Origin of the sequence: Dyadobacter sp. CY351 (assembly GCF_021502625.1) — a bacterium.
Taxonomy (GTDB): Bacteria; Bacteroidota; Bacteroidia; order Cytophagales; family Spirosomataceae; genus Dyadobacter; species Dyadobacter chenhuakuii.
This window is the reverse complement of the sequence record NZ_JAKFFU010000006.1, coordinates 408,123-431,287: the sequence shown is the minus strand read 5'-3', so window position 1 is coordinate 431,287 and position 23,165 is coordinate 408,123. Positions and strand designations below refer to the sequence as shown.

Sequence of the window (23,165 nt, the reverse complement as noted above, 5' to 3'; positions counted from 1 at the left end):
TGAAGGGACTGACCCCAAATCAAAAGTGCAGACTGCTGAAAGAAAATGCCGTGAAAAAAGAAGAGTTAACTATTACAATCAACAATAAAATCTAAATCGTCGCCGCTCTAAAAATGGGAAGCCTACATACCCACCAGATTCGTAATCGGCTTTACATGGTCTGGTTAAGTTGGACATCATACTTTGCGACTCGTCCACTGCCTGGCGGTAATGGTATTATACCAAAGGATTGGGCCACATACTAGCTAGAAACAACAGTCAATTTTTAATCGCTAATAATAAATGGCTAAGCTGGAATCGGTGGGTAAAACAATTAGGTAGAGCACCATTTGTTTCCTAAGATCTGCCACGCCCATTACCCAGACAATGCTGGACTGTAAAGAAGACCGCTGCTGAATTTGGATTGTCTTACCGCTAAACCTAACACTAATGGTTGTTTTAGAGGCCCCTATTGTTAGTCTGAAACATTTTGGAACACAGATTTAGGATGCGATTGTATAAATATGCCTGATGATCACCGGACATTCAGAAATGAGCAGGCATATTATGACGGGTATAGCATTAGATTACACTCCGGCTTGTTCTTTCTGCTTTTCAATCGCATCCAGCAGTTTCTGAAAAGGCTCGGTGAACTTGTCTATTCCCTCATTTTCGAGCTGGACAGCCACAGCTTCCATATCAATCCCTCCGGCCTTTATTTTTTCCAAAATAGATGCTGCGCTGTCCAGGTCTTCTTCCAGGCGGCTTGCCGGATCTCCGTGGTCCCGGAATGCTTCCAGCGTTTGCAGCGGAATGGTGTTGACCGTGTCTGGTCCAATGAGTGCTTCCACATACCGGGTGTCTTTGAAAGCAGGATCCTTACTACTGGTACTCGCCCACAGCAACCGCTGCGGTACTGCACCTTTTTCAGATAGCTTCTTCCAGCGCTCAGAGCTGAACAGTCTTTTATATATCTGGTAAGCCGTTTTTGCAGATGCGATGGCAACTTGCCCGCGCAGATCACCCAGCCCATTCTTGTCTAAAAACGGGTCTACCAAAATGTCAATCCGGCTCAAAAAGAAGCTGGCAACAGAAGAAACATGGTTAATGAGCAGTCCTTGTTTTTCCCTTTTTTCCAGTCCTGAAATATATGCTTCCACGACTGCTTCATAACGTTTAAGGCTGAAAAGCAAGGTAACATTCACATTAATTCCCTCACTGATTGCTGTCTCGATGGCAATAATGCCCGCCTGGGTTCCAGGGATTTTAATCATTACATTGTCCTTATCAACCTGCTCCCAGAGCTCGCGCGCCTGCTTGATGGTAGCCTGGGTATCACGTGCCAGGAACGGGGACACTTCCAGGCTTACATAGCCATCAGCGCCAACCACGTCTTCTTGATTGTATACAGGTGCCAGCACATCGCATGCTAGTTTGATATCAGACACGGCCAGTCCAAAAAATACTTCATCCGTACTCAGACCTTCATTAGTCAGGCGGGCAATGTCCTGATCGTAATCGGAACTGCTGCTGATGGCCTTTTCAAAAATAGCCGGGTTGGATGTCACACCACGCACACCGTCTTCTTCAATCAATTTCTTTAATTCTCCCGAGAAAATGATTTTGCGGTCTATGAAATCAAGCCAGATGCTCTGGCCATAATCATGTATTTGTTTTACCTTATTGTTGTCCATATCTAAATCTGTTTTTAGTGTATTGAATGCGATTATTTATTCTTTGTCAATCACGCCGGCAACTGACCGCAATACAGTTGCCAAAGCTGCCAGCAGTGAAGGCCTTCTCCTTCTGTGCCAATCTTCGGTGCGATCAGTAAATATGTTGCCAGCTCGTGCCACGCGTCCCCAAAATGATCAAACTGATCAATGCTGCGGCAAATAAAGGCAAGCTAAAAAACTCTTCGAAGATCTGACTTGCCCCTGGTCTGATTACCTCGCCCGCTTTATCAGACCAACATATGATGGGGTTTGTAATACGTTGTCTATAAATGTCATAAAGTAATAATTAGTGCCGGATATGGTGAATGGAGCCTTGCCTAGCAATTATCGATCCATCAGCGCTTCTTACATCAAACTTTTATTGATTTCCCAGACACGGCAGCAAGAAAGCTGCGCGAGAGATTGGAGCACTTTTAAACTAATTTAAGTTGCTCACCGATGGGATGTTTGGACCATATTTGTGCTACACTTGACACGGGAAACAAGCCATACTTGTAACAACCTTTACCCCAATTCAGACCACATTTGGATCTATCTATCAAGGACAAGGTGGCACTGCACACCAAATATCAGTTAATCCAGGATGCTGAGCCCCCTTTTAAATTGTTGGAGTTAATATTTCTTTTGGAAGGTTTTAACCACTAAAAGCCTGGTGCTTTTAATTGCCATTTGGAAAAAGTTACCGGAGTATTGGGGCCTTACCATAAATAATCAGTGAACGAGCTGGCAGCGTCAACCGGACTGATTTACCATTCCTGTCTTCAACATTTAACTCGGCCGGGATTTGTTGGGGACCAAATAAAAGGTATAAATTTTCATCTGGTGCATACAAGTCTTTATCTATGGTTACATATACTATTGCCTGTTTATGCTGATCCAGGTTTATAGCACATAGGATTTCTTGCCCATTTAAAATCTTTGACCAAGCAAAAATCTTTTCTACACCACTAATATTACTGTTTGAGTTGGTGAATGTTGTCCCGTTCTCAGAACTCGGCCGCCAATAGTGTGAGCCATTTTTAATAGCTGGTTGCAAATCCATAAGTGATTGCAGGCCGGCCATCGCAGTAGGGTTTACTTTAAATTCTTTCCAAAAATTCTGTATTTCAGTCCCGGTATCTCCTGGTAGCCATTCGTTGCCATTCATTGTTTTCATTGTAATATCCATCTAAACACATGCCTTCAAAAAGTCTTTTACCTCATTTAGACTGGCTTGAAGCTCCGTTAAAAGCTGCGCAGTAACACGCTTCAAGCGCAAATTCTGCTTGATTTTTGGCTGGTGATTTTGTCTTTGCCAAACCCAGATATGAAATGCTTCGAACCAATCCTTTCAATTTCTGCCTTATGTTGACTTGGCAAATTTTCATTTAATTGTATTTTGGGCAGCGTTTTTTTCTCGGCGCCATCTTATTCTTCTTCCATTTGTACTGGCCAAAGGCCTAGCCTTGCTCTTTACCTGGTTTTGCGAGCTTTGCAGTCATTACTCTATGTCTTTCATCTAACCTGCAAACGGAGCCCAGTGCCTTCCCTACATTCTCTTATTACTGAGCATTTTTGATATATTTTGGTGATTCACATTCTTGCCAGTACTCCACAATCTTTACTATCATTTCTTTTAATCTATCGTAATTACCTGGTTTAATAAAAAATCCTTGAATAGACCTTGAATACGCATCGATCACATGCTTTTGCTCAGCACTTGTAGAAAAGAAAAGATATGGGATTGATTTGAGTCTCAAATCTTCGTTGTTATGAATTTTTTCATACAGTTCCATCCCATTTAATTTTGGCATGTTGATGTCAGAAAGAACAAGAAAAGGTTCAATATCTATGTGTGTCAAGTAATCCAATGCTTGTACACCGTCTCCGAAAAAAAACAGTTCATTCTTGTAATTCAGTTCTTTGAAAATTTCAGACAGGATATCCTGGTCGTCCATGTCATCTTCTATGATTATAATAGGTCCTTTTTTATTCATAACTGGTTATTTGTCTGATCTTAATTAATTACTGAAGAACGTGCATTAAGTGGGTGTATCCTGAGCAGTCCCCTTGTCATCAGCAAGGAGGATCGCCTTAATCCGGTCAATGTGCACCTGGGAAAGCTCTGCCCGTTCGAGCGCCGACTTCTTGATTGCCCCGGTTTGCTCTTTTGCAAAAGTGGTCAAAAGGTTCCTTCTTTCTTCAAACATCCGGAGCGCCGTCCACATCGTCTCTTCGATCTTCAAGGTTTGCTCGGCAATCAAAGTCTGCGCCGTGTAGGCATGACCGGTATGACAGCGGTAGCGCGTCAGGGGGCCCTTGTCCACTTTCCATAGCACACCGCCGCAGCCGGGGCAATTGAAAGGCACCTGATCTCCCAGGGAATTGACAGCAGGCAAATCGCTTAACACGCGTTTGGCAATTTTTGCTTCAGTCAATATATCCTTTGGGATGGGCCCGCTTTTTTCCGGTTTTGCTGCCAGGAGCTGATACAGCAAACCGCCCATTTCCAGAAGGGGTAAACAAAAATCAACTTCAACCTGTTTGATAGCATTAGCAGGCATATCAGGATACTCTGCATCTGCCGGATCTTGAACTATGCAGGTCCCGCCACACCGTTTGATAGCAATCATTCCGGCTGTACCATCATCCAGGTAACCCGTGAGCAACATTCCAATCACATTGCTGCCAAAAACAACTGCTGCTGAGCGGAACAAGGGATCAATGGCAGGCCGGGAGCGGTTTTCCTGCGCGCCCTTGGTTACCAGGATTTTGTGGTCATCACCAATCATTAAATGATGATCAGAAGGTGCCAGGTACAAATGCCCGTTTTGAAGGCTTTCGCCATTTACAGCATGTTGACAGTGGATGTTGGTTTGCTTGTTTAGCATGTCCAAAAGAACGCTACCCGTCGCATCAGCTGAAATATGCTGGACAACCAATATAGGTGCCGGAAAATCTTCTTGCAGCTGGCTGACTAATGTTTTCAGTGCATTGAGGCCACCGGCAGACGTGCCGATGACTATAACTTTTCCTGATGGGACCGGTTTGTTTTTTGCCATAGTAATTTGGTGATAGAGCGTGGATGATCTTGGCAAACCGTAGCACGCAACAGCTGTTTATTATTGCAGCCCGGCTACCGGGAAATAGATCACAAATTTGCTGCCTGTACCGGGCGTACTTTCCACCCGGATACTGCCACCAGCAGCATCGATTATTTTTTTAGCCAGATAAAGCCCGATCCCCTGCCCTTCATGATCAGTTTGGAGCCTGTGGTACTTATGAAAGATTTTATCAATGTCGCCTTCGGCCATGCCAGTCCCATTATCCTGGACTGTCAGGGCAGTGAATTCACCTACACTCGAAGTTTGGATGGTGACAACAGGTGTATCCTCTGATCGGTACTTGATCGCATTCGATACCAGATTGAACAAGATGCTCCTTAGGTTCTTTTTGGAAAAAAGTATTTGAGGTACTTTCAAATCACTGGTAATCACTGCGCCAGTCTGCCTGATCTTGTCGCCAAGGCTCCAAAGGATGCTTTCCAAAATTTCATTCATATCAACCATCTCAGTCAAAATGGCTCCGTCTTCAACTCTGGCTACTGTGCCGATGTCCCTGACCAGGGCCCCGAACTTCTTCACTGAATTGTCAATAATGTTTAAAATCGGTTTCAGTTCTACATCGTCTGCCCGCATTTCAGTTAACAGGCCGATACTAATACCTATATTACTGAGCGGCCCTAGCAGGTCATGAGATGCCGTATGTACAAAATTGTCCAGGTCGCCGTTTATGCGGGTCAGGATTTCATTCTTTTTGTCCAGCTGGTGTTGTATTTCTTTCAGGCTGGTAATATCGTTGAAAGTAATGATGGCACCCGTTCTTTTATTGCCAAGCTGCTGGATATATGGCATGGTCATAACCTGGTACCACTTGCCATCATTGGCCTGGACTTCCCGGATTATAGGATAACCCTTGTCCAGGACATCTGTTATGTCATCAGAAAGGGTTTCAAACCTGAAATTGGTTGAAATGTTACTGATTGGCCGTCCTATGTCGCTTTCAACCAAGTTGATATGCCGGACGGTCCCAGGCGAAAATCGCATCAGGCGAAGATCTGAGCTGATAAAGAGCTGGCCATTGATATTGCTTTTAAAATAATTGTTCAGATCATCGTTAAGCTCTAAGAGCTCGCGGTTCTTTAACTGGTAATCCGCATTGATCGTGTGCAGCTCTTCATTGACGGACTGCATTTCCTCATTGCTGCTCTGCATCTCCTCATTGGCCGATAGCAGCTCCTCATTAAAGGACTGCATATTCTCGTTGAGTGCAAACAGTTTTTCGGTGGCAGCAGCCAGTTGCTCTTTCTGGTCTTTGTTTTCCTGCTCCAAAAACTTGGTATAATCGTCTAGATAGAGCTTCTCGTCAAACTGCATTGCATCTGCTGGCTGGCCGGAACCTTGATCTTCGCTAAACTGTACAACTAAGAACCCATTAGGCCGGCCTTTAAGGACCATCGGGCTAACCGACAAGTTTACCTTGATTGTCTCTTGGAAGTGCTGGATCTGTATCCCTGTGACTACTGTTCTTTTATGGGTTTCGATGACATTTTTGCAGGATGTCTTGAAAGCAATATTAAGAGGGCCCGGTAGAAGTTCGGTCAGATCTGACGTTAAAATCTTTTGGGTAAGGAACCTTCCGGTTGGGCCGTAGGATTTAAGCACCCTGTTGTTTTCATCAATACAGACAAGCAGGCGCTGCTCTTCATTAAGGATGGTTTCATGGATTGCCCCATCCAAGGTGCGGTCGGGCGCTTTATTGGTTTCTGGTTGAGCAACCCCTAAGCTGGCCGGTTTGTGGTAGGTATATTCCGGCAGGGTAAACGTTTCAAAGTTTACGGATGGGGTAGCATCCAGTTTCTGGTAGATCTTTGCATTTTTATCAATGACTTTCATGCTCTTTAATATCGGCGAGGGGTTCTCACTGGATCCTAGAAACAGGTATCCCTCGGGTTTTAGCCCAAAGAGGAGCATGTGATAGATTTTTTGTTGTAAGATCGGGGTCATGTAAATCAGCAGGTTGCGGCAGCTGATCAGATGCATGTTGCAGTAGGGCGGATTTTTCACCAGGTCATGTCTGGAAAAGATAACCATTTTACGCAAGGCAACCGTTACCTTATAATCCTCCCCCTCCTGTATAAAGTATTTTTCCAGGTAGGATTGCGGCATTTTGGACACTATGGCAGCAGCGTAAATGCCTTTACCGGCATGGTCCAGGGCAGCAGTATCAATATCGGTAGCAAAGATTTTCACCTGCTGTTCCTGGATCTTTTCCCCCAAAAGCTCTCGCACCAGGATAGCCATCGAGTAAGCTTCTTCGCCCGTCGCACAACCAGTAACCCATATCCGGATTTCCTGGCCAGTAGAAAGGCTTTTAATGATAGAAGGCAGTACCCGTTTTTCCAGCGCACTAAATGCTTCGGTATCCCTGAAAAAAGCAGTCACGCTAATAAGAAAATCTTTGGCAAGCGCTTCAATTTCATCAGGGGAACCTTTGGCAAATTCCAGGTAAGCTTCCAGGCGTTCAAAGTTGTTATAAGCCGCCCTTCTTTTGATCCGGCGCAAAATAGTCGACTGCTTGTAGTCTGAAAAATCCAGTGGAAGCTGCTGGCTTATGATCTCGATCAAACCAGCCATATTTTCTCCATCAGAGATACCGGCCGCTAGCAGTTCAATTTCCCGCTTGACATATTCTTCAATAGTGCCGGGCATTGCCTCGGGCTCCACGATGAAATCGACCATTCCAGTGGCGATTGCATTGGAAGGCATACTGTTGAATTCAGTGGTTTGTGGGTTTCTGGCAATCACCATCCCGCCTGCCTTCTTAATTGCTTTTACACCATCACTACCATCAGAGCCCAGGCCGGACAGGATGACGCCAATCGCCTTTGGGCCGTAGTCGGCAGCGAGGGAAGATAAGAATGTATTGATGGTCATGTGCGGACCGCGCACGTCGGTTTTATCGCTTAAATGTAAATGCCCCCTTTTAACGGTCATAAACTTATCTCCCGGGATTACATATACATAATTGGACGCAATGCCCGTCCCTTCTACCGCCTGTACCATGGTCAGCTTGCTGTACCTGGATAAGACTTCTGCCAACCTGCTTTCATAATCAGCGGATAAATGCTGGACCACAACGTAGGCAATACCATCCAGAGGTGTGTTTTCAAAAAAAGAAATCAGCTCATCAAGGCCCCCGGCCGATGCACCGATGGCAACAATGTGATTTGGTTCAATTGAATTCATTAAGAAGTTTAGGTTAGGTGCAGGATGTTGAGCGTAAATGCCACATCATCAAATAATTATTCTTATAAGGTACAGAAAGTTATTGTAGGTGGCACAATGTTTTTCGCAATATGCAACCAGGCGTTGACTACTTACCTACTTGTTGGAATGTAATCTTATGTGTAACTGACTTGAAATGACAAGCTATGTAAGTAAATATTGAGCTTACACTAAACTAATTATCGGATGGATAAAAATGGCCCAATTATCATTATAGAAGATGATGCAGACGACCAGTTCGTATTGGAAGAAGTTTTTGGCGAATTAGGGTATTCTAATCAAAGGATGTATTTCTCAGATGGTCAATCGGCATTGGATTTTCTTTATACCAGCAAAAAGCTGCCTTTCATTATTATTTCAGATATTAATCTGCCACAGTTAAATGGTTTGGAGCTCAGAAGAAAGGTACAAACTGATGCAGAGCTCAGCCTTAAGTGCATTCCCTACGTTTACTTTACCACAGCGATCAACCAGCAGGTCGTTATTGACGCATATAGCACATCTGCACAAGGCTTTTTCGTTAAGCCAGGCGAATACGATGAAATTAAGGCAATAATTAAATTGATGATTGACTATTGGAAAAGGTGTGCGGCCCCGAATAATTTCTGAAGACACTAGAGGAAGTGGCTTTGCTCATTTCCCGAACCCGCCTTTATTATGACAATCCTTTAAACAGTTGACAATAAATACGGGTAGCATACGTCTTCGCAAGTTACATTTAAAGGTGGGGCCATTTCTGTTTCCTGTACTAAAAAGCCGTAATTTAGCTTCTATTCTAAGTAAATAGCGTGAACCTCGCCTCTTGGAATAATTTCGAAAATACCACCGAATAATTTTCCTTCCTAACCTTATAAACTGTATCTATAATGCATATCGCGAAAAGCCTATCCATTGATAGGCATTGCCTCATATCCTAACTTGATATGAGCCGGGTTCATGCTATGATCTCCCAGGTTGCGATCTAAGCCATTTTTCAAATGTGATAGTTCCTAGTCTTGCAGCACCTTGCGGTACTAGTGCATTTGAAGGAATTTTAGCTCCGAAATATTCTGAGTTTTGGTTGACAATTAAACCATCAGTTCCGTTGGCTTGATTCTCGTACCTAGCAACAAACTCGTTCATGGTTCCAAGGTCAGGACCGGCTATTTCAATAATTGCATTTAGAGGGTCCGCCAAAGCAAATTCTGATATCAATGCAGTAACATCCCCTGCTGCAATTGGCTGGAATGCAATGTCGGAGACATGCATTTCCTTCTTTCAGCGCGGCCGAAGCAATAACCGAAACGAACTCGAAAAATTGGGTACTACGGATTATGGTATATGGTAATCCTGATTTTATCACCAGATCTTCCTGTACCTTCTTTGCCGCCAAGTAGCCTCTGGTGATCACACCTACGCCAACGATGGACAATACTAAATGGTGTTTTACGCCAGCATCCACTGCCGCAGCCAGAAGGTTACTGCCAGAGGTTTGAAAAAAATCTATTGCCTCCATTTCATCAAGCGATGGCGAATTTGAAATGTCAATAACAACGTCAGAATCTTTTAAAGCTGTTGACAGCCCCTCCCCCGTAACAGTGTTGATACCAGTTGACGGAGAGCCTGCAATTACCTCATGCCCGATTTGACTAAGTTTGCTTACCACTTTTGAACCTATGTTCCCCGTACCACCAATGACCAGAATTTTCATAATATGGCATTTGTTAAGTTGAAAATTATTAATCGGATTACCTATTATTTCACTTGCCTTATAAAAGATTGGCTGCCCCTTTTTCAAGCGACAGCCAACAATTTACTGTACCGGTGGAATTGCCATGCGCACTTCCACAACTGCCCCATACTGTATAATTGGGCACCCTTTGGCAATTTCTACTGCCTGTTCGTAGTCTCGGGCTTTGATCAGAAATAATCCACCGATTGACTCCTTCACTTCGGCATAAGGTCCATCTGTTACTGTGTCATCCTGTTTTACGACGCGGCCGCCTAAATCCCAGCGCTTGGGCGTGCCGATAAGTTGGTCGTTTGCTGCAATGCCTGCGATCCAGTCCTGGTAAGGTTTAATGGCAGATTTCATTTGGTCTGCTGTCGGGACTGCATCCTGGCTTGTAATGTCACGGTGGATTGCTAATAAGAACTCGCTCATGTTTTTGTTTTGTTTAACTGTTGAAATTGATTTGATTATTAATTGTAAAAGCTTATTGTGCAGGTAGATGCTATAAATGAAGGATTGCCTTTGCTTCTTCTTCACTGTAAAAAGGACCCAGTTCTGATTCATCAATGATCTCCTCCATCTGCTCATGGCTTAGTATCAAAGGAGTTGACTCGTTATCCTGAATCTGGATGAGCTTTTTATTTTGAAGTTCCTGTAACAGCTGCATCACTTTTTGAGAATCCTGCTCTTTCAGGATCGTAATTTTTAAGATTTTCACTTTTGTTCTCAATTGGATTTAGCGCGTTGCCAATTGTCTTAAACTGGCAGAATGACCTTTAATTCATCTTCTTCCATGGTGATGAAGCCCATCTTTCCTTCTTCGAAGTCCGAGATTGCTTTTCCCAGTTCTGCTGGTGAGCTCATTGCCATAGCGCCTGACGAATAAATCTCCTCGTTTAGTGGCTGGCCACTGAGGAAAATAAACTGGCTATCAGCGGCTGCATTGAATGTGAGTGTTTCCTTTTCGCTTGAAAGTCCAATAGCAATGACATCCCCGGCTACCAGCTTGGAATTGCCAGCTCTGGTTTGCAGATCAAGCCCGCCAGAAATGACATAGATCGTTGCTGTCCAATCGGGGTGAAGCATGTGCTGGAAGCTTTTGCCGGAAGACAAGAAAACATCCAGAAAATCAAGCTGTTCTGGCGTGGCAACGGGACTCGATACATCTGCCGTACTGCCACTCACAACCTTCACCCGGACCCCGTCGCCCGACATTTCAGGGATCTGCTCGCGGTCTACATAGACGCTTTGAGGGCCATGCTGCTTGTTGTGGGCAGCAATGTTGACGAATAGTTGAAGCCCATGAACCCGGCCTCCGGCAGGAACCGGGAACTCGGTATGAACCACACCGCTTCCAGCCCAGGTCCACATCATGCTCCCAGGCGTAATCAGCCGGTTGGTTCCGATTGAGTCGAGATTATGATAAACTACGGAGTCATCAAACAGATAACTGATGGCCGACATGCCAGCATGCGGATGTGCACCGAAAACATCATTAGTCAATTTGAAATGGTCAAAACCGATGATAGGATCCATCAACCCGTCAAAGTTTTTGCTTCTAATTTTTCTTGCAGAAAACTCATTATTCCCTGCTTCCATGGTTTTGACAATGGAGGACGTTTGTAATTTTTTCATTTGAATAGAACAGTTTGGGATTGTAAAAAATATGGGAGGAATTATGTGAGCCTGTGTCGAAGACAAGGCTCACGGCTTATTATGGTGCAGTTTTGGTATTCTAAAAAAGGTGCTTTTAACTACGGCTTTCCCTGTTTTCCGAACGGAAGATCATCCGTAGCACCTGGTCGTGGGTCATGTATGCCACTGCCCAGTTATAAAGCGTTTTGATCATGTTGTTGTAATTGACCAGCGAAATCACATGTATAAAAAGCCAGCTGAGCAGTCCTAACAATCCGCCGATGTGGAGTTTGTGTTTAAAGAGATCCGCAAAAGCCAGATTCCGGCCGATGATTGCCATATCCCCGCGGTCAAAGTATTTGAATGCTTTCATAGGCTTTCCTTTTGCCATTGCTATCAGGTTTTTTGCCAGTAATGTGCCTTGTTGAATGGCAGGCTGAGCAAGTTGCGGGTGGCCAGCGGGGTATGTGCTGTCGGTATACTGTATGCTTATGTCACCGACTGCAAAGATGTTGTCATATCCTTTCACAAGGCCCGTTTCATCAGTTAGCATCCTATTTCCCCTGCCAAGGCTTTCTGTTTGTATGCCATCAAATGTATTGGCAATCACGCCGGCCGCCCAGATCATCGTTTTGGCATAAATGATGGTGCCATCTGATAAGTGCACCTGATCATTTTCAAAACTTCTCACCTGCGTATTCAGCCTAATTTGCACACCCAGACGGCTAAGCGCCCGGTATGCTTCCTGATGCGTTTTATTGCTCATTGGGGCAAGCAAAAATGGCGCTCCATCAATAACATGGATTTCTGCAATGCTTTTTTGAAGCTCAGGATAATCCATGCCCAGCATGTATTCTTTCATCTCGGCAAGCATACCGGCAAGCTCCACACCAGTAGGTCCACCACCGGCAATGACGATGGTAAGCATTTTATGCCTTTCGTCGGGATTAGTTTCCAGTGATGCTTTTTCAAGCAGCTTGATCAGCTCATTGCGCATATAAAGCGCGTCATCAATTCCCTTGAGTGAAAATGCGTTCTTGCGGACACTTTCATTACCAAAAAAATTCGTTTTAGTGCCTGCTGCAAAAACCAGGTAATCGTAGCTCAATGTAGTTCCGTCATTTAAGAGCACGTTACTACTTTCCGGATTGACCCGCTCCACAGTGGCCATTCTGAAATGAATCCCCTTTTGTTTAAAAATTTTTCTAAAAGGGTAGCTGATGCTTGACGGTTCCAGAAAGCTGGTAGCCACCTGGTAAAGCAATGGAGTGAAATAGTTATAGTTATTCTTATCAATGAGGGTAACCTGATAAAACTTGTTGTTGAAGAGCTTTCTGGCCAGATTAAGCCCGGCAAACCCGCCGCCAATGATAATGATGTGTTTTTTGATTGTGTTGTCCGTTTCCATAATGGCTGAATGCATTTTGACTTTGTTTAGGCACTTCTTATTCTGTGGATTGCAGTTCGCTAAGCCACTTGCTTGCGTACGTACCCAGCTGCTCGGGACTTATAGTTGATCCGCTTTCCGCGCTGGCACCGGCGGCGATGATGCCCAGTGCCAGACACTGAGAAACTTCCAGCTTTTGGGATAAACCAAGACAGAACCCATCGATAAAATTACCCCTCTCGGCATGTGTAGGCCTGTCATGATTCTCTGACCTTCTTAGCATCTCAAATTGTGCCCCTTGCGAAAACAGCATCGCTTGCCGCTGCGAGTAAATGATCAGGTGCGCAATGTTGACTGTATTAAATAAGGAGAAATACTTCTTTCTGGCCCCCTGCGAATTGAAATCAAACTGCACCGTCTCAGGATTTTCCCCGTTCAATAATGCCCACAATTTCGCGGCTTCTACCTCGTCCAGAGCGAATGTAACCCTGCCATATAAAGAGAATTCACTTATGATATCCAATATCTCGTCCACTTCAAAGAACAGCTTTTTGGAGGCATCTCCCAGATAAAAAATGAAGTCAAAATCTTTTCTACGCAGCGGTTTGATCACGTCCGAAAGCAGGCCATACCACAGGTCCGAACCGTTGTGTACATTGGCCCAGTCCGAGAAAGCAACGATCTGATAATCTGTAAAGAGCTTTTGTAGATCACCCATCAAAGCGCTGTCTTGCCTGAAATCTCGCCATCTGCAAAGACTGATATCGTTTTCCAGCACACCTTTTGTCTTATCGGACAAATCCTGCTGCTGCTCAAAAGTTGGCTGAATGCCAAGCCGCTCAAAAAATGAGATGGGGATCAGGCTTGTCAGCTTACCCGAAGCGTTTAAGCCTGGTATGTTAGGTAAGAGCGCTGACAAGACGCTGGCGGTAGTGGCTAGTTGGGTGCTGCTGGTTTCCATCGTGTTACAGTTAGAAATGGCGAAAAGTAAATTAAAGAATGATATGCTCCCTGGCCTGATGGGTCGCCGGGACCTGATGGCCAAGCAATTCTTTCAGCTCTATTTCAATGGTGCGGCAAATGTGTGAGATGGGTACATCGTTCGCACTTCCTTCAAAAGGATTCTCAGTGCTCTCCCCCACTTGTTCCAGAGATGTGTACATCCAGCTGATCAGAATGCTAAAAGGTACAACCAACCAGACCATGTAGCCTTTCATCATACCATCAGTGATTTCATTGAGCTTTTCAAACTCTTTAAGCATACCAAACGGTAGCAGCAAACAGAAAAGCCTGACAAAAAAAGTATTAATGATTGCATATTGGCGCGGATAAGGCGCATTTTTCACCTGCTCGCTTTGCCCCTGCTGGACCAGGAATTCTTTAAGGCCCCGCTCCATTTCCATGAATTGCAGCGGGCCGAATTGCTCTTGGTCGCAATACGCTTTCAAGGCCCTGCTTTGCAAGCCCATAACCTGCGTGGCTTGATTGGCGCTTTTAAGGACAAGTTCCAATTCTTGCTGGTCCAGGTATTTTTCCAGCTCTTGCCTTAATGGTGAAAGCTTTTCCGGAATGCGGTAATGCCTCTGAAATTCAGCATTGTGCTTTTTTTGAGTAGTTTCCCAAACACGGTGGGACCTCATTTCATAACGCAAGGCCGTAAGCCAGGCCAGATGCCGGTAAACCAGCGCCTTTGTAATAGCTTCATCATTAAAATAGTCCCTGCAAAGCAGTGCCCAGCCCCTGCTCAGGCTCATAATCGTTGTCCATACCTGCTGCGCGTCGGCCGCGCGGTGGTAGGTTTGTGTATTTTTAAAACCCACGATGAAGGCTGTGGCCGTTCCCAGCAGTGCCACCATCGGCCAGGGGATGTTGATCCATTTCAGACCAGCATATTCGTATAAAACGACCGGGACAATGCCCACAATGATCAGGGCGTAAATGCTTCTTCTGGTCCAAAAAAGAAACTCGGTGACTTTGTATGATTTGCCTGCGTGCATGACAGCTGTGTTTATTGCGGGGTGTTTTTTGGTTTCTCAGCCTTAATACTCGGATTCGGAAAGAAGCTGATCGTGCATCCGGATGGCATCGTCTAAAAATTCGCTGCCTTCATTGGTATTGTGCTGATGCTCATACTGTACGACATCGTGCGGTTGGGTCACCTGCTCGCTTTGCCCGTCCTCGCGGTGATCAATCATGTGTAGGAAAATGTTCATTTTCGAATTAAGTTAAAGGTGAGAAATGTTAAATTATTGCTGACTGAGCTCTTGCGTGCGGGCCTGATAGTCCCACAGCTGCGGGTCCCAGTTTGCCAGCGCTGCTCCTGCCTGATAAGTGCTCCTTAAAAATTGTAGTAGCTTTTCCTTTGGATCTGCTGCCATTTGTACAGCCTGGTAAGGCAAAATGAATTCTAATAATTCGTGGCTATAATAAGCTTCGGAAGGCTGCACCTGTGCAGTTTTATAACCTAACGGTTCTGGATATAGGTAACAGTAAAAGGCTGCCTGGGGCAAGGCCTCACTTCCTGTCCAAAACCCGGTGTCGCTCACCTCGCGGCTGTATGCATCTTGTAATACCCAGTCTGGCATGTTTGGGACCTTGCCTGGATGCCGGGGCGCTTTGCGTCCAGAAAAGAAAGCAAGTGCCAGATCAAAGCCGCCCCAGAAAAAATGCACCGGACTGGCTTTCCCGCTAAACTCCGTACGAAAAACCATATATACATCCTGGATACATAGCAACGCCTGGTGAAACGAGTTGGCCTGCAAAGGATCATAAGTGTGGTGCACCTGGTCTTCTTCAAATGGGATCAATTCTCCCATGATCTCAGAAGGCAGCGGGTTGATGGTGAGTTCGATGTCCAACTCTTTCAGAAGGCCGAAGATTTGTTTGTAAAAGCCTGCAACAGAAATTCGTTCCAGGCTAAACTGTTTGTATTCTCCCTGGCTGGTGGTGATAATTAGCTGGTGCACCCTGAAATCGAAGTCAATCTGAAAGTGCTGGTTTTGGTAGGGAATAGTCTGGGTGGTTAACCCAGAAGGTGTGATGTGCAAGGTAATGTTCCAGGAATGGTTTACCCAAGGGACACAAACCAGCTTGATTTTTCCTACAATCTGCGTCCACAATTGCAATGTTTCGTAGGTGGCTTTGCCGTTTTGATAGGAAAGCAGTGGCCATTGATCTTTCATGATTTACTGTTTAAGGGGTTATTGGAAATAAGTGTCCATGAGTGCCATTAGTGCGCCCGTCATCAGGCCATCTGGATCTTTGAAACTTTCCAGGATACTAAAATGATTTGCGTTTTCAACAATTAGCGGTTTGCCCTGGTTGCCCGCCATGATCCAGGATTGCAGGTAATCGGAAGATTGATTTTGAAATGCTGCCGTTTCATGACTGCCCCAGGCTATGGTCATTGGAATATGACTGGCATATATTTGCCTTGCAGGACTCGATGACAGGATTTGTTCTGCTGAAATGCGCAGTGATCCCTGAACAAATGTTTGCGATACAGGAAGCAAATCATAAAGGCCACTAACAGCCAGGATACCTTTGATGGTATCTTGGGGTAAACCGTAGTCTGCCCAATCCGTTGAAGTGCACATAGCCGCCAAATGCGCCCCGGCTGAATGTCCTGCAAGAAAAATTCCTGATGGCTCACCATTGAAAGCACCAATGTTCTTGGCCGTCCAGGCGATAGCAGCGCGTACCTGCCGGACCATTTCGGGAATCGTAACCAGCGGGGCCAATGCATAAGTCACTACGACCACTGTAAATCCTGCCTTGCTGGGTCCCATTGCAATAAAATCATAGTCGTCGCCAGTCCCCATTTTCCAGTAGCCGCCATGAATAAAGATCACTACGGGTGCTTCCGGCTCGATTGCAGGGTAAATCGTTAGCCTTTCCATTTGGGTAGGGCCATAAGCGATCACTTTGCGGTTTTTTAAATTAGTCCGTGCGTCCTGGCTGCTTTGTTGGTAATCCGCTATGTAGTCTGCGAAATTGGAAACCGCATTTTCAACGTCATACTGTGCATCGAGCGCTTGCTGATTTTCAAAGCCGCCATATAAACCTGGTCGGGATATACCCGCAGCTCTTAAAGGATTGTTTTGGTACTGCATGGTCATTTCGTTTTTGAAGTTAAAATGTTTCCTGCTGCCTGTCGTATCGCCGCGTTACTGACCGGTCACTTCACGGTCTGGCCGTGCCGGCGTGGGCTGGATTGTGCACGAACGGGTGGAAAGTGCACGCCCTTTTACAGCATCCTCTGCGAGCTGACACCCGTCATCTTCGTTTCGACAGGCCTGGAAATCTAATGGGAGCAATTGAACCGTATGGGTTATACGGGCTTGCGCTGGCTTGCGAACCAATTCTCAAAGTCAATCTTGCCGATGCGTGGATTTGTTGTTGGCACCAGCATGTCATCGGTCAGTATTGCTCCGAAGTAGCGGGCATTTGTATCTGATGTTACCTTGCGATCATCCTTGCTAGCAATCAGATAACGTTCTACCAAGTTAGACAGACGCACACGCTCAGGGCCAGCGATTTCAATGATGCCGTTGACTGGCTTGCCTAATGTGGCATCGACCATAGCATCTGCAACATCGTCTGAGGCTATTGGCTGCACATATGCAGGCGATAAATGGATCGTTTGACCGTCAAACCCCGATTGGGCGATGCCGCCTAAGAATTCGAAGAACTGGGTTGAATGCACAATGGTGTAAGGGACAGGTGATGCAGTAATCAGGTTTTCCTGTGCGATCTTACCACGGAAGTAACCGCTTTCGGTGAGCTTCTGGGTGCCCACAACCGAGAGTGCCACGTGATGTTTTACACCGGCGGCAGCTTCGGCAGCCAGCAGGTTGCGGCCCGAAGTTTGAAAGAATTCCAGAACAGCCTTGTCTTCAAATGAAGGGGAGTTAGCAACGTCAACGACAACATCAGTACCTGTCAACACTTGCGCCAGTCCTTCACCGGTTATTGTGTTCACGCCAGATGCCGGGGAAGCCGAGATCACTTCATGTCCCAGACCTTGCAGCCTGCTTACTAATTTCGATCCGATCAGGCCGCTTCCGCCAATGACTACAATTTTCATAATTTGTTTGTTTATCCCGGGCTTAGCCGGTGTTTAAAATAATTTGGAATTGCTTTAATATTGCAATCGCTATGCCAAACATTTAAAGCATTAATAAACAGATGGTTATGAATTTTTAAAGGCTTGAAGTTATACGATATTTAGTATATTGACTTGAACGGACGCGAAATAGAGTGTGTCAGTTTGACGAATATCTATTTTCATAGAAATTAACGAGGCACCAATTATTAGCTGTTTAAAGTAGACAAATTGACACCTCTAGTAGGGCTATCAGAACCTCTTCTGATTAAGTAGGTCCCTTGTCAAAATTCAAGTAAATCACTATTTCTTTAAATGTTTGTTTTTACTACTTTAACATTCGTCTATACCTTCTCTACAAAAATCAAATGAATGTCAATCCAAGTATATACCGCATCGATAAGAAAAATCGAAAATTAGCTGACTGCAAAACGACTGATTCAATCCTGAGAAGAATTATTGGCACATACTATGAGCGGCCAGAATTTTTTGGTGTACCGAAGGATCTGGATTTCACATGTTTCGAAAAAGAAGAAGTAAACTACTACCTATATTTATTCAATACAAAAGAGACGCTCTCAGACTGGAAAACGTTTCTACCCAATGAACTAACAGGGACTGCTGATTTTACGCAACAGCAATTGTCCCTTCTACTTTTTGCTGATACCAATGGCGAACTCTACTGTATAGTGGGCGGTCATGCTTTCAGGGTAATCATACCATTTATGGATCATGTATTTGGCCTAAACACATACGCTCGAATCATGAAACCGGAAGCCGATGAACTCGCTTCCATAAAATCGAGGGGAATTACTGGACACCGCGCGGGGATTAAAGAGCAATTCAGAAATAATTACCGGATAATCGACTTCATCAAATTTGGAAAAATACCGGAAGAAATTCACTTAAGACTTAGTGAAGAGATTTCTCGACTACATTTTGAGTTTGTAAAAACAAGAAGAAATGAAAGAATCCAGGTTTTCGTTGGTAAAGGATTTAAGATCAAAAAGGAGGTTGATTTTAATGTTTTGCACAACATTATTAAAGAACTAAGAACCATATCTGAGCTAGCAGCATCTGATTACCTAAGTTCCTATAAGGAAATACAAGACACAGAAGATATTGAGAAAAACCTTCGACCAGAGCTTATCACAAGTATTTACAATGATTTGGCAGGGATATTCAAGAGAGACAATCTAAACTTACCCAAGTTTGAACATGATTTTTGTAATCCAAATAACATTGAAAAATTCTATGAAGCAGATCAATACAAATTGAAAGAAAAAACTACGAAAGGCGGGTATGTAACCTTTGATATACTATTAGATCGCACTGAGATATATGACACCGTTTTGAAGCGAGCTGTTGAAAGGTATGGCGACAGTGACAAATTTAACATGATGGTTTTCTTACAGGGCGTAAGAGTCACATGTATAAAAAACAACAAAACCAGCGTCTCATCATCATTTCTCTTTCACATTTCGGCTGAATTTACTATAAAAAACAAGTCTGTTTTCCTCATTGATACAAAATGGTACCACCTACGATCATCATTCATTGATGACCTGAAAATTAACACAAAACACGTATTGACAACTTACAGGGCACCTCAGTCTATTTTGCACATACCGTGGAATAAAACACAGATTTCGCGGGAAAGTGCCTATAATATGCAATATAATGGCCTTACAAACTTTATCGTCATAGATACAATCATAGTTGATGGAATAGAACTTTGTGACTTATTGTACTTCGATTCATCAACCATCTATTTAATACACGTCAAATATGGTTTTAGATCTGAAATCAGAGAGTTGAATAATCAGATACTAATTGCTGCACGTAGATTGAAGGATGCGGTAGGAAGCAGTGACAGATCCATTTTAGGAAAGATATATGACCAGTTAAAAGAAAAGAACCGCTTTTTAAATGAACTAACCAAAGAAGGTTTTATGGACCTATTTAAAAAGAAAATCGCATTTGTAATGGCCTTTACCTCCCACTTAAATGAGGACATTCTCGTTGAAAATAGCATTGATCGTTTTGATTCTAATATTGCGCGGTTTTCACTAATACAGTGTTCAAGTGAAATGCGCTCCGATTATTATGACTTATTATTTTGTCAAATTCGGCGATCTTAGGATGTTTGAGCTGATAGTTTTTAACAAGGATTGTTTCTAGGCTGTACAGACATTAAAAACGTACCTGAATCCTAATTAAAAGTAATCAGCCTTTCCAATTCCCAATTTTTTAATCTTTGAATGTAGCGTGGTAGCCGGAAGATCCAGATATTCGGCTGCGCCGCCCGCTCCTGCAACTTTGCCGCTACATCGCTTGATGACTTCAATGATATAAGCCCGCTCGACTTCTTCGAGGGTTCTTTTACTCAGATCGACCGCATCGTTCTTCATGTCGCTACGGCTTTTGGGAAGGTAAATTTCTCGCAGGGTAGAATCACTTGACAGCAGTACGCTGCGCTCGATAAGGTGTTCAAGCTCGCGCACATTGCCCGGCCACAAATAGCTTTTTAGCTCCTGGAAAACTTTGGGGGAGATGGCGTTGATCTTTCTTCCTGCATTCTTGCTGTAACGGCCCACAAAAAAGGTTGCCAGCGGCGCAATGTCTTCGAGCCGCTCCCGTAATGGCGGCAAATGAATAGGAAATACATTCAGCCGGTAAAAAAGGTCTGAACGAAAACGTCCTGCGCGGACTTCCAGCTCCAAATCCCGGTTCGTAGCAGCAATGATGCGCACATCCACTTTGATCGTATTTTTCCCTCCTACCCTTTCCAGCTCCTTTTCCTGCAAGACGCGAAGCAGCTTCACCTGCGATTCCAGAGGCATCTCGCCAATCTCGTCCAAAAATAATGTGCTGTTATTGGCTAGCTCAAACTTACCTATCCTACGCTCGACTGCGCCCGTGAAAGCACCCTTTTCATGGCCAAACAATTCACTTTCTATCAAGTTAGCGGGCAGGGCAGCACAATTAACCTTGATCATCAACTTGTTTTTGCGTGGCGAGCTGTTATGGACCGCCCGGGCGATAAGCTCCTTACCCGTACCGGTTTCCCCAAGTAATAGCACCGTTGAATTTGTCTCAGAAACCAGTGACATCAAATGGTAGACCTGCTGCATGGCCGGGCCACTGCCGATGATATCTGAATAGTTGAAGATCGTCCGGATCTGTTCTTTAAGATGATCATTTTCCACTTCCAGCATTTGCTTGTAGGCAAGCACTTTATCATTTGCCAGAATGTTGGATATCGCAATGGAGATCTGCGCGCAAATGCCTTTCAGGATCGTCAGGTTCACTTCGTCGGTCAGCAGCCAAAGCGTTCCGATGTCTTTGTTTCCGACCCTGAGCGCTGCCCCATAAGCATGTTGCAGGCCAAAACGTTTCCAGAATGCAATGTATTGGGCGCTATTGCCTTGCCTTTCTTCCTGGGGTATATCGAAAATAACGGGCTCTTTGCTGCCCAGCACTTTTGCTGAAAGGTGTTCCTGAATGGTTATATTTTTTGAGGCTAATTGCTTAAAGACTTCCTCATTGCCTACAAACATCTCTTTATCATACATATAGGGGGCCAGTGTAACACCATCGTCTTCAATGATGCGGATCATGGCAAGTCGGATTTTTAAAACCCGTTGTAAAACACTGAAAATCGCATTTTCCAGGTCGTCTTTTGTCCTGACAGCAGCTACATCCTGACTAAAATTCAGCAAGAATGATTTTTCCCCCTCACTTTTAGAGACCTGTTCGTTGACAATAATATTGGAGACTGCATTAGATAATTGTGGAGCAATGCCTGCGATAATACTCTTAAACTCTGGGGTAAATACCCCTGCCCTATCAGAATATATGTTTATAAATCCAATAGGTTTGTCTTTGTTTTTGAGCAGCATAAACATAACCTCCTTGATTCCAACTTCATGGTTTAGGACCAAAAATGGAGGGATGCCTGGCATGGCAATGATATCTTCCAGAAAGTAAGTAACTGGGGTGCCTGCTTGAACGACCTTTTGAATGATCGGCTCGTCAAGCGGGAATTTAGAATTTGCCAACTGGCCGTATGAACGGTGATTTTTCAGATCTATTGACTGATGATCCAGTAGGAAAGGTGAGTAATACTGCTGACTTTCATCGATTAGTGTGATGCTGACGTGTGAAAAATAGAACAGGCTTTTGATATGCTCGGAAAAGATCACGATCAGATCACTTTTACCCCTGACCCGGGTGATATCATTGCTTAAAGCCAGCAGGATATTTTTTTCATTTTCATAAGCATCCAATTGCTGCTGCAATATGCTCAGGGAAATGCTATGATTGTTTTTCACAGGGAGGTTGTCTGCGGGAAGAGTCTTTTTCATGCAGCAAAATAAACAAGAATAGGTAATATTTCTTCTATATCAACCACTCACTTCATCTGCCCCATCAGCAAGCTGTCGAATTGCCTGTCAGTTAGCATTTTTTTAAGTAAAAGGATGACGCCTGCCATATATCCACCGTAGTATCTGGCTTTTGGTTTTGTAGCTGTCAGGGATTTTAGAATAAGCTCGGCAATAACGATAGGTTCTGCATTTTTTGGTTTCGCTTTTTCTGCAAACTCAATAATTTTTGCTGCCATTTTGCCGTAGGCTGTTCCAAGCGAAACATCGTGCAAGCTCTTCAAAGCAATATCTCCCCACTCTGATTTTACCCCACCTGGTTCGATGATAATCACATCAATTCCGAAAGGTTTTACTTCCAGCCTCAGGCTATCGCTTAATGCTTCAACTGCAAATTTACTGGCCGAATACCATCCGCTAAGCGGGCTGGCCATTTTTCCGGAAGTGGATGTGATATTGACGATTTTACCGGATTGCTGCTTGCGCATAAGGGGCAAAACAAGCTGGGTTAGCCGGGCCAGACCAAAAACATTTACCTCCATCTGATCTCTTGCCTTCTCCAAAGGAACGTCTTCAATAGACCCCATCAAGCCAAACCCGGCATTGTTTATCAAAATGTCGATGCTCCCTTCCGCCTCAATAATGCTGTCCACACCACTGTTCATCGAAGTATCATTAGTCACGTCCATTGCAAGAACCTTCACGCCAGCTTCTTGCAGATCCTTCATTTGCCCTGTCCTGCGGGCAGCGGCGTAAACAGTGTAACCATTTGCTGCCAAGAGCCGGGCAGTCTCTTTGCCCATGCCTGATGAAGCGCCCGTAATCAATACTACTCTATTTCTCATTTTGCCTGTACCTTGTTGTTTTGTACCCGCAAAATTAAAGATGATAATTAAGCATGA

Annotated in this window: 20 protein-coding genes; 2 read left to right on the top strand and 18 right to left on the bottom strand. The window is 44.4% G+C overall.

All coding sequences use genetic code 11. The features are described from left to right. Window positions 1-566: 566 nt before the first annotated feature. The 5 genes from tal to L0660_RS14230 all read right to left on the bottom strand — a co-directional run bounded on the left by tal (window position 567) and on the right by L0660_RS14230 (window position 8,002). A complete protein-coding gene (gene tal / locus L0660_RS14250; protein WP_235160076.1) occupies window positions 567-1,673 on the bottom strand; it encodes a transaldolase in 1,107 nt (368 codons plus the stop codon). A gap of 721 nt (window positions 1,674-2,394) precedes the next feature. Continuing rightward, the gene (locus L0660_RS14245) at window positions 2,395-2,871 is read right to left on the bottom strand and encodes a hypothetical protein (RefSeq protein WP_235160075.1); all 477 of its coding nucleotides are present in this window, start codon (window positions 2,869-2,871) and stop codon (window positions 2,395-2,397) included. Window positions 2,872-3,256: 385 nt separating this feature from the next. Beyond that, complete coding sequence (locus L0660_RS14240; protein ID WP_235160074.1) at window positions 3,257-3,691, bottom strand: response regulator; 435 nt, start codon at window positions 3,689-3,691, stop codon at window positions 3,257-3,259. Between the two features lie 45 nt (window positions 3,692-3,736). After that, complete coding sequence (locus tag L0660_RS14235; protein WP_235160073.1) at window positions 3,737-4,756, bottom strand: chemotaxis protein CheB; 1,020 nt, start codon at window positions 4,754-4,756, stop codon at window positions 3,737-3,739. A 60-nt stretch (window positions 4,757-4,816) separates the two neighbouring features. Then, a complete protein-coding gene (locus L0660_RS14230) occupies window positions 4,817-8,002 on the bottom strand; it encodes a chemotaxis protein CheB (RefSeq protein ID WP_235160072.1) in 3,186 nt (1,061 codons plus the stop codon). 225 nt (window positions 8,003-8,227) lie between these two features. Between L0660_RS14230 and L0660_RS14225 the strand changes: the two genes are divergently transcribed. Then, a complete protein-coding gene (locus tag L0660_RS14225) occupies window positions 8,228-8,650 on the top strand; it encodes a response regulator (RefSeq protein ID WP_235125142.1) in 423 nt (140 codons plus the stop codon). A 538-nt stretch (window positions 8,651-9,188) separates the two neighbouring features. Here the strand turns inward: L0660_RS14225 and L0660_RS14220 are convergent. The 11 genes from L0660_RS14220 to L0660_RS14170 form a co-directional block, all read right to left on the bottom strand. Further along, the gene (locus tag L0660_RS14220) at window positions 9,189-9,818 is read right to left on the bottom strand and encodes an SDR family oxidoreductase (protein WP_235160071.1); all 630 of its coding nucleotides are present in this window, start codon (window positions 9,816-9,818) and stop codon (window positions 9,189-9,191) included. A 15-nt stretch (window positions 9,819-9,833) separates the two neighbouring features. Then, window positions 9,834-10,184, bottom strand: a complete 351-nt coding sequence (locus L0660_RS14215) for a YciI family protein (RefSeq protein ID WP_235160070.1) — start codon at window positions 10,182-10,184, stop codon at window positions 9,834-9,836. 70 nt (window positions 10,185-10,254) lie between these two features. Next, the gene (locus tag L0660_RS14210; RefSeq protein WP_235160069.1) at window positions 10,255-10,470 is read right to left on the bottom strand and encodes a hypothetical protein; all 216 of its coding nucleotides are present in this window, start codon (window positions 10,468-10,470) and stop codon (window positions 10,255-10,257) included. Window positions 10,471-10,508: 38 nt separating this feature from the next. Continuing rightward, the gene (locus L0660_RS14205) at window positions 10,509-11,387 is read right to left on the bottom strand and encodes a pirin family protein (RefSeq protein ID WP_235160068.1); all 879 of its coding nucleotides are present in this window, start codon (window positions 11,385-11,387) and stop codon (window positions 10,509-10,511) included. A gap of 115 nt (window positions 11,388-11,502) precedes the next feature. Continuing rightward, entirely contained in the window at window positions 11,503-12,810 is a 1,308-nt protein-coding gene (locus L0660_RS14200) for an NAD(P)/FAD-dependent oxidoreductase (protein WP_235160067.1), read from the bottom strand. 22 nt (window positions 12,811-12,832) lie between these two features. Beyond that, the gene (locus L0660_RS14195) at window positions 12,833-13,735 is read right to left on the bottom strand and encodes a hypothetical protein (protein ID WP_235160066.1); all 903 of its coding nucleotides are present in this window, start codon (window positions 13,733-13,735) and stop codon (window positions 12,833-12,835) included. Between the two features lie 31 nt (window positions 13,736-13,766). After that, entirely contained in the window at window positions 13,767-14,771 is a 1,005-nt protein-coding gene (locus L0660_RS14190; RefSeq protein WP_235160065.1) for a bestrophin family protein, read from the bottom strand. Between the two features lie 42 nt (window positions 14,772-14,813). Further along, window positions 14,814-14,987 carry a hypothetical protein gene (locus L0660_RS14185; RefSeq protein WP_235160064.1) on the bottom strand — a complete coding sequence of 58 codons (174 nt, stop codon included), beginning with the start codon at window positions 14,985-14,987 and terminating at the stop codon, window positions 14,814-14,816. Between the two features lie 33 nt (window positions 14,988-15,020). After that, window positions 15,021-15,956: a DUF5996 family protein gene (locus tag L0660_RS14180; protein ID WP_235160063.1), complete on the bottom strand. Its 936-nt coding sequence runs from the start codon at window positions 15,954-15,956 to the stop codon at window positions 15,021-15,023. 18 nt (window positions 15,957-15,974) lie between these two features. Further along, window positions 15,975-16,886 carry an alpha/beta hydrolase gene (locus L0660_RS14175; protein WP_235160062.1) on the bottom strand — a complete coding sequence of 304 codons (912 nt, stop codon included), beginning with the start codon at window positions 16,884-16,886 and terminating at the stop codon, window positions 15,975-15,977. 218 nt (window positions 16,887-17,104) lie between these two features. Then, window positions 17,105-17,860 (bottom strand): SDR family oxidoreductase, encoded by a 756-nt coding sequence (locus L0660_RS14170; protein ID WP_235160061.1) that lies wholly within the window; start codon window positions 17,858-17,860, stop codon window positions 17,105-17,107. A gap of 386 nt (window positions 17,861-18,246) precedes the next feature. Between L0660_RS14170 and L0660_RS14165 the strand changes: the two genes are divergently transcribed. Further along, complete coding sequence (locus L0660_RS14165; RefSeq protein ID WP_235160060.1) at window positions 18,247-20,019, top strand: DUF6119 family protein; 1,773 nt, start codon at window positions 18,247-18,249, stop codon at window positions 20,017-20,019. 75 nt (window positions 20,020-20,094) lie between these two features. Here L0660_RS14165 and L0660_RS14160 read toward each other — a convergent pair whose 3' ends face one another. Next, window positions 20,095-22,245, bottom strand: a complete 2,151-nt coding sequence (locus tag L0660_RS14160) for a sigma 54-interacting transcriptional regulator (protein WP_235160059.1) — start codon at window positions 22,243-22,245, stop codon at window positions 20,095-20,097. Window positions 22,246-22,292: 47 nt separating this feature from the next. After that, on the bottom strand, window positions 22,293-23,108 hold the full coding sequence (locus L0660_RS14155) for an oxidoreductase (protein ID WP_235160058.1): 816 nt from the start codon (window positions 23,106-23,108) through the stop codon (window positions 22,293-22,295). Window positions 23,109-23,165: the final 57 nt, after the last annotated feature.